Genomic DNA, 13,467 nt, shown 5'->3' on the forward strand with positions numbered 1-13,467 from the left:
GCGGTGCAACGATCAAATGGGCGTTGCCCAGTGATCAGGGGATGGGGTTCGCGGCCGTGGAGTAAAGCACATACAGCGCTAGGCCGAGCATGATGGCGCCCAGCAGGCCTTGCTGCATCCGCAAAAACCACGGATTGCGCCCGACCCAACCCCGGATGCGCGACGCGCCGTAGGCAAAGCAACTGCCGTACGGCAGGCTCAGCACCTTCATGGTGACGCCCAGCACCAGCATCTGAATCCACACCGGCCCGTTGTCCGGCGTGGTGAACTGCGGCAGGAAGGCGATCATGAACAGCAGCACCTTCGGGTTCAGCAGGTTCGTCATGAAGCCTTGCCAGAAGGCGTCGCGCGCATCGCCGGGGCGGGCCGACAACGACACGTCGGCCGACTGCGCGCAGCGAATGATGGCTTTCACGCCCAGGTAACCCAGGTACAGGCCGCCCGCCGCCTTGATGCCCACGAACAGCGTCGGAAAGGCTTGCAGCACCGACGCCAGCCCCAGCACCACGGCCGGCACCTGGATGAAACCGGCCGCCACGTTGCCGAGCACGCTGTGGAAAGCCGGGCGGAACCCTTGGGTCATGCCCCGCGACAGCGTCAGCGCCATGTCGGGGCCGGGCGTGAGTTTAAGCGCCGCGTCGGCGGCGAGGAAAAGCAGGAACAACTGGAGTGACGGCATTGCGGGATACGGCTGGAAATCCCGCAGCGCGGGGGGTGGGTTCCCAGTGTAAGCAAGCGGCTTGATGAATTCCTGCGTCCGGAGGGGGCGAAATGAAGTTTCCCGTCGAAATGGGGCCGGGTTGCGTCGCGGCCAGGATTAGAATCTGCCGGTGACCGCATTTGCCGGCGTTTCGCCGGAACTTTGCCCCCCATTTGGCTTCGCCTCTGGCCTGATTCCCCTGCGTTCCGAGACCCTCATGGAACTAGACGACTTCGACCTTCAGATCTTGCAAAGCCTGCAAGAAGACAACCAGCGCACCAGCCAGGACGTCGCCCAGCGCGTGAACCTGTCGCCCGTGTCGTGCCTGCGCCGGATGAAGCGGCTGCGTGAAGCCAAGGTGGTGACGGCCGACGTGTCGGTCGTGGACCCCGCCGCGGTGGGGCGCGGAATCATGATGGTGGTGCTGGTGTCGCTGGAGAGCGAGCGCGCCGACAAGCTGGACCTCTTCAAGCGCGCCATGCAGGGCGCGCCGGAAATCATGCAGTGCCTGTCGGTCACGGGCGAAGTCGATTTTGTGCTGACCCTGACCATGGCCGACATGGCGGAATACGAAGTCTTCGCGCAACGCCACTTCTGGGGCAACCCCAACGTCAAACGGTTTTCGACGCTGGTGGTGATGAACCGCGTGAAGAACGGGCTGACCGTTCCGGTGCCGGTTTAACCATTGCAGGGCTACGCGGTCTGGCATTCCCTGCGGGACGCATCGCGTTTGAGCGGATCGACGGCGTTGGCCTGACGAGGCCCCCGCCGATGTTTCGGCAGGGACAGGCCGCGCAGCCGCTACATCGGTTTCAGCCCCAGCGCCTGGATCATTTCCTGATACTTGGCCACCTGCGCCACGGCGTAGGCGTCGGCATCCTGCTGGCTCATCGGTTGCAGCAGCAAGCGCCCTTCGGCCTCCATGCGCGTGCGTAGCTCGGGCTGCTCCAGCGCATAACCGACGGCGCGGCGCAGGGTGTCGACTTCGGGCGCAGGCGTGTCCTGGCGCACGTAGTAGCCGCCCGCAATCGTGTAGACGAAATCGGGAATGGTCTTGCTGCGCGAGATGAGCGGCAGCGTTGCCAACGGGGCGGGCAGGGTGTCGGAGAAGCTGGTCAGGATTTTCAGCTGCCCTTGCGCCGCCATGCCTTCCATGGCTTGCTGGTACGGCAGGACGGCGAAATCCACCTGGCGGCCGATCAGGTCTTGCAGCGCGGGCGCTGCGCCCCGATACGGCACGTGCAAAAATTCTGCGCCGACGCGGCGGCCCAGGTACTCGGTCATGATGTGGTACAGCGAGCCCACGCCCACGCTGCCGAAGGTCAGCGGCTTGGCGCCCGGGCGCTTGGCGTAGGCGATGAACGCGTCGACGTCGTCCACCGGCAGGTCTGCGCGCGCGAGCAGCACGATAGTGGCTTCGCTGATGGGTTGCGTCAGCCGGAAGTCTTCGGGTTTGTAATGCGCCGCCGCATTCAGGAAGGGGCTCAGGATGATTTCATTGGCGGAGCCATGCAGGAACGTGTAGCCGTCAGGCGCGCTGGTCAAGACGCGGCGCGCGCCCAGCATGCCCGCGCCGCCGCCCACGTTTTCCACCACCACTTGTTGCTTGAGCGCATGGGCGATGTGCACGCCGAACTGCCGCGCGGACGCGTCGCTGGCGCCACCGGCGGGATAGGGAACGATCAGGCTCAGCGGCTTCTTTGCGGGGTAGTCCGCGGCCTGCGCCAGCGACGCGGCGCTGAACGCGGAAATGCATAACACGCCTAGCGCGGCGGCCCGGGCGAGGAGGGGCGGTAGGGTCCAACGCATGCTGCTTCTCCCTTGTCATTGCTGTTGTGAAGCAGCCGGATATCGTGACTGCTGCATGCAGTCTAGGCAGCGGCGTTTGCCCGCATCAATGACGCGGCGCAGGTTGGATCATTGTGAAAACCGCAACGATGGAGGCGCAAAACTCGTCCAAACCCGCCCTCAAACCCACCATCAACCTCACCATCAACCTCACCATCAACCTCACCATCAACCCCGCCCTCAAACCCGCCATCCCCCCCCATCAACCCTGATCAGGCCCGCCGGGATTCCAGCGCGGGAAATGTCTTCAGGATATGGCGCAGCATGCTGGCCGTGGCCGGCGGCAGATGGCGGCCCGCCAGGCTGATCACATGCGTGCGGCTGTTGTTAAGAATGGGGTTGGCCAGCGGCAGCGACACCATCTGGCGAAACTGCGCGCCCTTCAACGGCATCGACAACGGGTTCACCACATAGCCTAATCCTTGGCTGGCGAATTCCCACAGGATCTTGAACGAGTTCGTCAGCAGCGCGGGCTTGAGCTTGACGTTCTCATCCAGCTCGGCGGCCTGGATGTGCTGGCGCACGCCGAACGATTCGTCCATCGCGGCCCAGCCGTAAGGCGCCAGGTCCGACAGGCGCAAGGCCCGGCGCGATCGCGCCAGCGGATGGTCTTTGTGTACATGCACGCGCATCGGCGCGGGGCGCGAATAATGCGAACGCAGCCGCACGTCGTTAGGGGGCTGGAACGCCAGGGCGATCTGCGCGCGTTCCTCGACGATGCACCGCACGGTTTCATTGGTGCCGGCCACGTGGATGCTGTAGGTGATGTCCGGGTGCTTGCGCACGAACGTCAGCAGCACGGGTTCCAGCAGCATGTCGACAAAGCCTTCGCCCAGCGCCAGCTCCACATGGCCGCGCGTGGCGCTTTTCAAGTTGTTGACCTCGGCCTGGAAGGACTCGTTCAGATCTTGCTGGCGGCGCGCAAACAGCGCTACCAGCCGCCCCGCATCCGTGGGCACCACGCCGCGGCCACGGCGTTCCAAGAGCGTCAGCCCGGTGTCTGCCTCCAGGCGGGCGATGGCGCGGCTGATGGCGGAGGGGTCGGTGTTCAGCTGATCGGCGGCGGCGCGCAAGGTGCCGGTCTCGATCACTTGCAGCAGGCACAAGGTGCGCTTGAATTCCAGGACATCGTCCATGACGGGGTTCCTTGCCGTGGTCGTGGCGTGGGATTGAATCGTTGCAAAAACCGCATCGATAAGGCGTGATCATTGCTATCGGCTTTGTACCCGCGCCTGTCTATAGTCGATAGGCGTATTTCCCCCAAGCCCGCCCTACGGAGACACCGCCATGGCCATCGTCGAATCGCCCGTCAGCCCGGAATTGCTGCGCCTTATGCGCGAATGGCGCCGCGACCTGCACGCCCATCCCGAGACCGCCTTCTGTGAATTTCGCACCGCCGACGTGGTGGCGCGCGAGCTGGAGCGGGCTGGCGCCACGGTGCATCGCGGCTTGGGGCGCACGGGCGTGGTCGGCACGCTGACGCGCGGCGACGGGCCCGTCATTGGACTGCGCGCGGACATGGACGCACTCGACATGCAGGAATTGGGCGATGCGTCGCACCGCTCAACCATCCCCGGCAAGATGCACGGCTGCGGCCACGACGGCCATACCGCGATGCTGCTGGGCGCGGCCCGCCATCTGGCGGCCGACCCGGCGTGGCGCGGCACCTTGCACCTGATCTTCCAGCCCGCCGAAGAACACGCGGGCGGAGGGCTCGCCATGGTGCAGGACGGGCTGTTTGATCAGTTCCCGTGCGACGCCGTGTTCGCGCTGCATAACTCGCCCAATCTGCCCTTCGGCACGGTGTCCACGCGCGTGGGTACGGTGATGGCCAACTGCGACACCTATGAAATCAACGTCACCGGCAAGGGTTGCCACGCGGCCCAGCCCGAGCATGGCGTGGACCCCATCGTGGCCGCGGCGCAGCTTGTTTCGGCCATGCAGACCATCGTCAGCCGCAACGTAAAACCGACCGATTCGTTGGCGTTGAGCCTGACGCAGATTCACGCGGGCGACACCTGGAACGTGGTGCCTAACAGCGTGATGTTGCGCGGCAGCTGCCGCACGCTGACCGCCGCCACGCGCGACCTGGCCGAGCGCCGCTTGCGTGAGGTGTGCGCGGGGGTGGCGTTGACGTCGGGCGCCGCGATCGACGTGCAGGTGTTTCGCGGCTATCCGGCATGCGTCAACACGGAAGCCGAGGTAGCGCTGGCCGCTCGCGCCGCCGCGCGCGTGGTGGGTGAAGACAAGGTGGATACGGCTTGCACGCCGCGCATGGGGTCGGAAGATTTCGCGTACATGCTGGAGCAGCGTCCGGGCGCGTACGTGTTCATTGGCGCGGCGCGTCCGGGGCAAGACAACCCGCCTGTGCATAACCCGTACTACGACTTCAACGACGATATCTTGCCGTTGGGCGCGCACTACTGGGTGGAACTGGTGAAGGCGGCGATGCCGGTCTAACGCGCGGGGGTGTCGGACTCGGGTGCGTTGGAACCGGGCGCGCCGGTTCTGCGTCCGACGCCTAGCGCGGCGCTGGCTTCATCCGACACCGTGCGCAGATGCAGATCGCGCTGCGGAAATGCGATCTCGATGCCGGCCTGGCGCAGCGCGTCGTACATGCGCGCCATCAAGTCGCTACGGATGTTGATCCAATTGTCGAAGTCGTGGGTCCAGGCGCGAATGCTGAAGTCCATCGTACTGGCGCCAAAGCCCATGAACAGCACCGTGGGCGCCGGTTCGGTGACGACGCCGGCCGTTTCCCGGGCCACGGCATCCAGCACGTCGATCGCCCGGGTGGGCTCGGTGCCGTAGGCCAGGCCGATACTGACTTCGATGCGGCGGCTGCGGTCCAGCAGCGTCCAGTTGGTCAGCTTTTCGGACAGCAGTGTGCCGTTGGGCACGATGACATCGGCGCCTTCGAAGGTCTTGATCCGGGTGGCGCGCATGCCGATGTCGCGAACCTGTCCGGACGTACCGCTGATTTCCACCACGTCGCCAGGCTGTATCGGACGTTCGAACATCAGGATCAAGCCGGACACGAAGTTGTTCACGACGCCTTGCAGGCCGAAACCGATGCCCACGCCCAGCGCGCCGAACACGATGGTTAACTGGCTGGTCTCAAAGCCCGCTGCCGACAGCGCGATGCCCAGGCCCAGCAGCAGCACCAGGTAGTACGAAAGCGACGCGATGCTGTTGCCCACGCCGCGCGGCAGCGCCATGCGCGTGAGCACCTCGTCGCGCAGGATCAGGCGGATGGTGCGTGCGGCCCAGAATGCAATCACCACGGAAATCAGAAAGAGCAGCACGTTGCCCAGGCTGATGGACACTTCGCCCACGGTCAGGGTGTAGGACAGTATCTGGGTGGCGTATGCATAGGTGGCGCGCAGGATGCGGAATCGGTCCATCGCGTAGACCGCCCAGCCGACGACGGCCGCGAAGGTCAGCAGGCGGATCAGCAACTGCACCAGCGGCGGCGCATGTTCGCGCGCCAGCCGAAAACGCGATATGCCTTGGCGCGCCAACAGCACTTGCACCAGGGTGATGATGACGGTGACGCCGGCGTAGAGCACCAACCCGAAGTAGCCGCAACCGATGACGGCGCTGGTCAACATTTCCGCCAACGAGACATTGCCGAACAGGTTGGACGCCAGCGACACGCATAGCAACGCAACCGCGACCCAGGCAATGCCGCGCAGCATACCCGCCAGGCGGGTGGGAGCGGGCGACTGGGGTTGGCGCCGGCCGCGCCGCAGCAACCACAGGATGGCGGCCAGCGACACCGCGGTCAGCGCCACGGTGGACAGGCGGTAGAACAAGGTGTTGGCCAAGAACAAAAAGCCCAGCCGCTCCGCCAGGAACAGGGCGGTGATGGCGTAGGGCCACAGGTCCAGTTGCCGGCGCGCAGAAGGCGGCAGCAAACGCAGCACCGGCGCCGCCGCCAGCACCAGCGCCACTTGCTGCACCATCAGCGGCGCATCGGGTTCCAACGCCAGCACGGCCAGCATCGACAGCAGCAGCCAGGTGGACAACGGGCGGCCCAGGACGCCCGCCGCGGTTTCACTCATGACGCCCGCGCGGATCGCGTCGCGGCTCTTCCGGGCCAGCCATAGCATCAGCACCAGCAGCGCGATCTGAATCACATGCAGCGCGCGTTGGTTGCCACTGCCCGACGCGCTGTATTCGCGCGCGAAGCGGGCTTCGATGTCGACGCCCGTGTGCAGCAAGGCCATGGTGTCTTCGCTTGTATCTTGCGTCTTGCCCAGATCCCAGAGCGGCGGTGAATCCACGCGCATCAGGCGCGCGTCGATGTCGTTGATGGCTTCGGCCACGGAGCGCTGGCCCGCCTTGATGCGTTCTTCGACGGCGTTGGCGCGTTGTTCAAGGTCGGCCTGTCGCGACAGCGGGCCGGACAGCGCCTGCGCGGCGCCCGTCAACTGCGCCAGAACGGCATCTACGCGGTCGGCCAGCGCGGGCGGCAGACTGGCGGCGAAGGCTGAACTTTTGATGGCCTGCCAGGCATCGCGGCGGCGCAGCAGTTCGGCCGCATCGCTGGCGTACCAGGCGGTGGCCTGGCGCAGATCCGCCTGCCAGCGCGCCAGCCGGCGAGCGTCAAAGATCCAATGCCGCTCCAGGCTCTCGACCCGCATGATGGGCAGGGTGCGAAGTTGGGCCGGTTGAAATTCGTAGAGCTTTTCGTCGGCGGACTTGGCGATTGCTTCCAGTAGCGGGCCGAGCTTGGCGTCGGGGTCGGCGGTGGCGACGCGCTGCAACACGCCTTCGGCGTAGCGCGTGTCGCTGTCGGCGCGCAGCGGAATGTCGCCCATCTGAATGGCGGCGAGCGGGGGGGCGGTTGTTGGGGGGGGCGGGTCGGCCAGCGCGAGCCGTGCCTGGGCCAGGCTCAACAAGCCAAGGATCAATCCGAACAGGCAGGCGAAAATTCGTGCTCGGACGCGCATGGGGCGGCTCCGGGGGAATGCTGCGAAGCTGGGGGGCTACCCACTCTAGCGCATCACCAGTCCGCCGTCCACGAACAGGACTTGCCCCGTCATGAAGCTGCTCCAGCCGGACGCCAGGAACAGCACGGGGCCGGCCACGTCTTCCGGCTGGGCGATGCGGCGCAACGGCGTGGCGGCAATCAATTGTTCGCGGAAGGCTTCCTGCGTGCCGCCGCTGGCTTCGGTGGGGTACACCAGACCCGGCGCGACGCAGTTCACCCGGATGCCGAAGGGGCCCAGTTCCGCTGCCAGGTTGCGGCTGAACGCCACCAGCGCGGCCTTCGCGGTGGTGTAGTCGTGATACGGCACGACCGGATGTTCAACCAGGTTGCTGACGATGTTGACGATGCACCCTTGCGCGCGTTGCTTGAAATGCGGCAGCGCCGCGCGGCAGACGTTGAACGCCGCACCGACCGAGCCGTCGAATTGCGACTGGTACTGCTGCCATGACAGATCATCGAACGCCGTGCGCGTGCGCGGATCAAACGCGTAATGGCGCAGGGCGTTGTTGACGACGATATCCAGCCGGCCGGCGTCCTGCACAATGCCGTCAACCAGGGCTTGCACGGCGTCCGCCGACCCCACGTCGGCCTGCACGGCCCAGGCGTCGCCGCCCGCGGCCACGCACTGCGCAACGACGGCGTTGGCGGCTTCGGTGTTGCTCAGGTAGTTGACGACGACGGTCGCGCCTTCCCGCGCAAAGCTGCGCGCGATCTCGGCGCCGATGCCCCGGCTGGCGCCGGTTACCAGCACCACCTTGCCTGCAAACTTCAGGGCGGCGGTCATGTCAGGCTCCGGGCAACAGGCTGGCGTCGACGACGGCGGCGACATCGATGGGGTGCTGAATCAAACCCAGCGCGCGGTAGGCGTCAGCGGCCTTCTGCAACAGATCCAGATCAAACGCGCCCAGCGGCCGGCCGGCAGGCGATATTGACGCGGCATTGCGCAGCCGGATCACGTCCAGGTTGATGCTGCGGTCGGTGCCGTCGATGGCGCGTTTGCCGGCCAGCGTGGCGGCTTCTTCCGGCTGGGCGATCATCCACGCGGCGCTGTCGCGATACGCCTTGAGGAACGCGCGCAGCAGCGGCTGCTTTTGCTGATAAACCGATTCGCGCACCACGAACAGGTCGCTGGATACGTTGAGGGTGTCGCGCACTTCCATCACGTTGACCTCCCCCAGGCCACGGCGGCGGCCGACCAGCAGGCCGGTGTCGGTGGCGGCAGTGGCGTCGACCTGACCCTGCAACAGCGGCGCAAAGTTCAGCACGCCGGTCACGACGATTTCAACGTCGGCTTCGGTCAGGCCGGCTTGATGCAGCATCACCAGCAGATTCTGGCGCGTGCCGCTTGCCAGGCTGTAGACGCCGATGCGTTTGCCTTTCAGGTCCGCGGGCCGCGTGATGTTCGCCGACTTCAGCGACACCACGTTGAAAACGTTCTGCGGATAAATGTCGTAGATGGCGCGCAGCTTCTCGCCCTTGTCCAGCGCCATGAAGAAAGAGCCGGGGTCGGTGAAGGCCACGTCAGCCTGGCCGCTAAGAATATTGCGGATGGCGTCGCCGCCGCCCGCGCCCGGCAGGTAGACGAGGTTCACGCCCTGCGCCTTGAAGAAGCCCTTGTCAGGTTCGATCAGCAGGTTCGTGATTTCGCTGATGGGCTTGCTCCAGCCGGCCAGCGTGACCGTGCCGGTGGCAGGGTCGGCTTGCTTGCTTTGGGCGCGCGCCGCCACGGGCACGAGCGACGTGGCGGCAAGGCCGGCGGCGGCCGTCAACAACGCGCGGCGGGTAGGGGACGGGAGCATGGGTAAGGTCCTGATAGGGGTCATGATTGATCTGCGTAGGGGCGCAGCAGGCGGCGTTCGAGCAGCAGCGTGGCTTGGTAGCCCAGCAGGCCGATGGCGGCAATGGCGGTGAGCGCGGCGAACATCAGCGGCGTGTCCATCATGCCTTGCGCGGCGATGATGACGGCGCCCAGGCCGCGGCTGGCGCCAATGAATTCGCCGACGACGGCGCCCACCAGCGCCAGCACCAACGCCACGCGCAGGCCGGCCAGGATGCCGGGCAGGCCTGCGGGCAGCTTCAGCCGCAGCAAAGTCTGTGCGCGTGATGCGCCCAGCATGCGAAACAGTTGCAGCCGGTTGGGGTCCACCTGGCGCAAACTGGTAAGCGTGTTTTCCATCAACGGAAAGAAGCAGATCAGCGCGGTCATGACGATGGTGGGCGCCATGCCAAAGCCGAACCACAACACAAAAAGCGGCGCGAGGGCCAGCTTGGGAACCACCTGGCTGACGATGACGTAGGGCTTGAACACGCGGTCCAGCAGGGCGGATTCAGCCAGCGCCACCCCCATCGCCAGGCCGGCGGCGCTGCCCAGCGCCAGGCCCAGCAGCATCTCGGCCAGCGTCGCGCCGATGTGCGGCCAGAGGTAGCCGGTGGCAAGACTCGTCCACAGCGTCTTCGCAACGGCCGAGGGGGCGGGCAGCACCAGTGCCGAGATACCGGCCTGCCGCACGGTGACTTCCCATGCGCCCACCAGCAACACCAGCAGCGCCAACGACAGCAGGCGGGAGGAGATGGCGGGCTTCATGCGCGCGCTCCGTTCATGAATTCAAATACCTGCGCGCAATAGGCGTTGAACGCGGCGCCGTGGCGCATCGACTGCGTGCGCGGCGCGGGCAGGCCGATCGGCAGGTCGGCAGCCATGCGGCCTTGGTGCATGACGGCGACGCGGTCGCCCAGATACACGGCTTCGCTGATGTCGTGCGTGACGAACAGCACGGTCGTCTTGCGCAGGCGGCACAGCCGCATCAAGTCGTCTTGCAGCTCGCCGCGCGTAATGGCGTCCAGCGCCGCGAAGGGCTCGTCGAGCAGCAGCAGCGCGGGCTCAAGAATCAGCGCGCGCGCCAGCGCCACGCGGCTTTGCTGGCCGCCAGACAGTTGGCGGGGATAGCGCTGTGCGTAGTCGGACAAGCCCAGCATCGCAAGCAGGGCATGCGCGCGTTCGATGTCTTCAGGCAGGGGCCGGCGTTGCAATGACACGGGCAGCAGCACGTTGTCGATGACGCGGCGCCATTCCAGCAACGTCGGCGCCTGAAACACATAGCCCAGTTGCGGGCCGGGCGTGGCGGGCGTGCCGTCCCACAGCTGGACGCGGCCCGACTGCGGGGCCAGCAGGCCCGCGGCGAGCTTGAGCAGCGTCGTCTTGCCGCAACCGCTGCGCCCCACCAGGCAATGCACACCACCGGCCTCCAGCCGCCAGTCGACGCCATCCACAATGGGCGGCCGGCCGGGGTAGGTGTACACCACCTGTTCAAGGTTCAGAAAAGGCATGGCCCGGTCCGCGCTCATGGCTCGTAGGGGGCGAACGGGTCGGCGGCGGTTTCGGCGGACTGTTCAATTTCCGTCATGCGCACGAGGTCCAGCAGATTGAAGCGGCCGTCGTGATGCCAGCCCGCTTCGGGCATGCTCATCGAGCCGATGGCGCTGATGCGGGTGACGCCCGCTGCGCCCAGTTGCTCGGCCAGCCGGTACAGTTCTTCGGGCGTCGCCGCGACGCCCGCCGTTTGCAGATAGTCGTGATGGGTGGCCACGAGCGGCGCAACATCGTCCAGCGTGTCGATGCCCGCCACCACGATGCTGCGTTGCAGGGCGGTCGGCATCAGAGGCTGCGCCGCGTCGGCATAGGCGACGCTCCACGCCGTGTCGGGGTCGCCGATCAGCGCGTTGGCGCCGTCCGCAGGCAGTTGCCATTCGATCGACTGCCGCCACTTCGCCACGGCAGCGGATTCTTCCAGGTCCATCGCGCGCCGGGGAAAGCGGCGTTGCAGATTCGACAGTTCGCCCGCCAGATAGCTGGCGAATTGGCGCGGCGACACCCGGCCGCCGCGCTGCACGTAAAACACATGCGGGGAATAACAACCCTGCTGGTCATAACGCATGACATCCCACGCCGCGCGGCGCGCCAGCGCAGGGGCTTTCTGTGCATCCAGCGCCATTGCGCTGACAACGCCAAAGCCCAGCTTGTGGCCGTGCGCCAGAAAGCGTGTCGTGACCGGCAGGCGGCGCTGGATGGCGTGCAGCGCGTCGTTGCCGCCATAGGCGACCACGGTATCGGCCTGTGCATACAGCGCCGACGCGTCGTCATCGCCCGCGCCACGCCACCAGACGACCGCCATGCAGTCAGCCAGCGGCGGGTGCACGTCGGCCAGCAAACGCGCGAACCAGCCGGCGAAGAGCGGCTCGGCGCTAGGCAGTTTTCCGATGTTGCCGGCCTTCACCAGTAGGCCGCAGATCAAGCTCCACAACGCGAGTGCGGGCACGTTGCCGGCCCAGCTGTGCACCAGTAGTTGCGGGCCGTATGCGCGCACGGCGCCGCCTTTGATCGCAGGCTGGAAGCTGTCCAGCACCTGGGGGTTGGCGAAGTCTTCGGCCACAAAACGATGCAGCTGCGGGGCGCGGAATGTCTTTAGAAAACCGGTGAGCCCCAGACGAACCATGTCGGCGTCGTAGCCGGTCACGACCGGCAGCAGCGTATCGGCCTGGCGGCGCAGCGGGTCGTTCGGGTCGAGCAGGCGGCCGATGGCGCGGTCGATGATGGTGATGATTTCCGACACCGTCATCGTCTTCAGATGCTGCGCGCTGGCGCGTTTGACGCGCTGGGCAAGCGCTTGCATCTGCGCGGCCGTCAGCACCGGCACGGCGACGTCCACGCGTTGCCCGTCCTGCTCGAACGGCAGCGTATGCCATTGGACATCAGCCGAGGCGAGCCCCGGCAGGTATCCCGCCTCGACCCGTTGCACGTTCATGATCGCGCCGACTGAATGAACTCTTCGACCGCCAGCGAGCAGCCCTTGGCCTGCGCGCCTTCGGCCCGGCCCAGCAGCAGGAAGCCGCCCTCGGCGGGTTCGCCCACGTCTTCCGTCAGGATGGTGTTGACCGAATTGAAGTTGCCCAAGTCGCAATGCGCGAGGATGCCGCGTTCGCCCGCCGGCACGGTGCGGCCCGTGGCGGGGTCCACCAGCCGCGACCGAATCCAGTGCGGCCCCGATTTCACCGACGGCACGGCGGCGTTGCCGTTGTCGTAGAACTGCGTGCTGAGTTCGGTCATGCCGTACATGTTGATGCACAGCGAACGCGGCACGCCCAGCAGCGCAGAGAGCTCCGCATAGAACGTGTCCAGCGGCAGCTCGCGCGACTGGCCCTTGTAGCCGCCCGTATCCAGAATGCGGCTGCCCGGCGGCAGGCGGAACTTGCGGCCTTCGCGGCGCAAGGCGTCAATCACATGCACGAAGCTGAAGCTTGCGCCCAGCAGCGCATAAGGCTCGCCGCTGCGCTCGGCGTCTTCCAGCTGGCGCCACAAACCGTCAAGATCAATGCCCTGCGGCGACATGAAATAGCGGCTGCCTTCGCTGCCAAAGGCGGATTTGGCCAGCGCCAGATAATGCGCCAGCGACGAATTCGGCATCGCCACTTCGTCCGGAAACAAGATGCCCATCGGCAGTCGCGCCGTGCCTTGCATGACGCGGGCCGCGAAGTTGCGCGTCATGGACAGGTCGTAGACGGCCAGATGCGGATGGAAGTGCCGCCCGCGCATGTCGGCGCGCGTCGTGCCGCTGGTCATGAACACGCGCTCGTCGGGCCGCGCGGGTTCACAGCGCAACTCCATCGCCTTGAACGCGTCAATCGGCACGGCCGGAATATCGCTCCACGTCTTCACATTGCGCACGGTTGCGCCACGGCGCTGGCAGAAGCTGCGGTAGGGTGCGCTGGCCCCATATTGATAGGCAAAAAGCCGCAGCGCGAGCTGATCAAACTGCTCGTCGGTGCAGCCGTCCTGGGCGATGAATTCGAGTAGGTCCGCGACCGGCGGTGCGACGTTGTTCATGGGCGTTCGATGATTCCTGTACAGGGAAGCTCCGAAGCCCGC

Annotated in this window: 13 protein-coding genes; 3 read left to right on the forward strand and 10 right to left on the reverse strand. The window is 66.2% G+C overall.

Annotated elements, in window-relative coordinates; all coding sequences use genetic code 11:
* Positions 1 to 34: 34 nt before the first annotated feature.
* On the reverse strand, positions 35 to 679 hold the full coding sequence (locus AC1DB0_RS21060; RefSeq protein WP_082387239.1) for a LysE family translocator: 645 nt from the start codon (positions 677 to 679) through the stop codon (positions 35 to 37).
* Positions 680 to 917: 238 nt separating this feature from the next.
* On the opposite strand from AC1DB0_RS21060, the gene AC1DB0_RS21065 reads away from it, so the two are divergent.
* Positions 918 to 1,382: an Lrp/AsnC family transcriptional regulator gene (locus tag AC1DB0_RS21065; RefSeq protein ID WP_054426997.1), complete on the forward strand. Its 465-nt coding sequence runs from the start codon at positions 918 to 920 to the stop codon at positions 1,380 to 1,382.
* A 119-nt stretch (positions 1,383 to 1,501) separates the two neighbouring features.
* Here AC1DB0_RS21065 and AC1DB0_RS21070 read toward each other — a convergent pair whose 3' ends face one another.
* Positions 1,502 to 2,509, reverse strand: coding sequence for a Bug family tripartite tricarboxylate transporter substrate binding protein (locus AC1DB0_RS21070; RefSeq protein WP_175171577.1), 1,008 nt, complete (start codon positions 2,507 to 2,509; stop codon positions 1,502 to 1,504).
* Positions 2,510 to 2,622: 113 nt separating this feature from the next.
* Here AC1DB0_RS21070 and AC1DB0_RS21075 point away from each other — a divergent pair, with 113 nt between their 5' ends.
* The gene (locus tag AC1DB0_RS21075; RefSeq protein WP_476757555.1) at positions 2,623 to 2,760 is read left to right on the forward strand and encodes a hypothetical protein; all 138 of its coding nucleotides are present in this window, start codon (positions 2,623 to 2,625) and stop codon (positions 2,758 to 2,760) included.
* Here the strand turns inward: AC1DB0_RS21075 and AC1DB0_RS21080 are convergent, their stop codons facing one another.
* A complete protein-coding gene (locus AC1DB0_RS21080) occupies positions 2,761 to 3,684 on the reverse strand; it encodes a LysR family transcriptional regulator (RefSeq protein ID WP_054426999.1) in 924 nt (307 codons plus the stop codon).
* A gap of 151 nt (positions 3,685 to 3,835) precedes the next feature.
* On the opposite strand from AC1DB0_RS21080, the gene AC1DB0_RS21085 reads away from it, so the two are divergent.
* Entirely contained in the window at positions 3,836 to 5,008 is a 1,173-nt protein-coding gene (locus tag AC1DB0_RS21085) for a M20 aminoacylase family protein (protein WP_447982742.1), read from the forward strand.
* Here the strand turns inward: AC1DB0_RS21085 and AC1DB0_RS21090 are convergent.
* From AC1DB0_RS21090 to AC1DB0_RS21120, 7 genes are read right to left on the reverse strand one after another with little or no spacing between them, the layout of a single operon-like run.
* Positions 5,005 to 7,503: a mechanosensitive ion channel family protein gene (locus AC1DB0_RS21090; RefSeq protein ID WP_476757556.1), complete on the reverse strand. Its 2,499-nt coding sequence runs from the start codon at positions 7,501 to 7,503 to the stop codon at positions 5,005 to 5,007. The two genes, AC1DB0_RS21085 and AC1DB0_RS21090, sit on opposite strands and share 4 nt — an antisense overlap.
* A 45-nt stretch (positions 7,504 to 7,548) precedes the next feature.
* On the reverse strand, positions 7,549 to 8,328 hold the full coding sequence (locus AC1DB0_RS21095) for an SDR family oxidoreductase (protein ID WP_175171574.1): 780 nt from the start codon (positions 8,326 to 8,328) through the stop codon (positions 7,549 to 7,551).
* Between the two features lies 1 nt (position 8,329).
* Complete coding sequence (locus AC1DB0_RS21100) at positions 8,330 to 9,343, reverse strand: ABC transporter substrate-binding protein (RefSeq protein WP_476757557.1); 1,014 nt, start codon at positions 9,341 to 9,343, stop codon at positions 8,330 to 8,332.
* Positions 9,344 to 9,363: 20 nt separating this feature from the next.
* A complete protein-coding gene (locus AC1DB0_RS21105) occupies positions 9,364 to 10,128 on the reverse strand; it encodes an ABC transporter permease (RefSeq protein ID WP_476757558.1) in 765 nt (254 codons plus the stop codon).
* Positions 10,125 to 10,871, reverse strand: coding sequence for an ABC transporter ATP-binding protein (locus AC1DB0_RS21110; protein WP_346552812.1), 747 nt, complete (start codon positions 10,869 to 10,871; stop codon positions 10,125 to 10,127). The genes AC1DB0_RS21105 and AC1DB0_RS21110 overlap by 4 nt, the downstream gene beginning before the upstream one ends.
* A 14-nt stretch (positions 10,872 to 10,885) precedes the next feature.
* Positions 10,886 to 12,346 carry an acyl-CoA reductase gene (locus AC1DB0_RS21115; RefSeq protein ID WP_476757559.1) on the reverse strand — a complete coding sequence of 487 codons (1,461 nt, stop codon included), beginning with the start codon at positions 12,344 to 12,346 and terminating at the stop codon, positions 10,886 to 10,888.
* Positions 12,343 to 13,425 (reverse strand): LuxE/PaaK family acyltransferase, encoded by a 1,083-nt coding sequence (locus AC1DB0_RS21120; RefSeq protein WP_476757560.1) that lies wholly within the window; start codon positions 13,423 to 13,425, stop codon positions 12,343 to 12,345. The genes AC1DB0_RS21115 and AC1DB0_RS21120 overlap by 4 nt, the downstream gene beginning before the upstream one ends.
* Positions 13,426 to 13,467: the final 42 nt, after the last annotated feature.

The organism is Achromobacter sp. 10T422 (genome assembly GCF_056394065.1).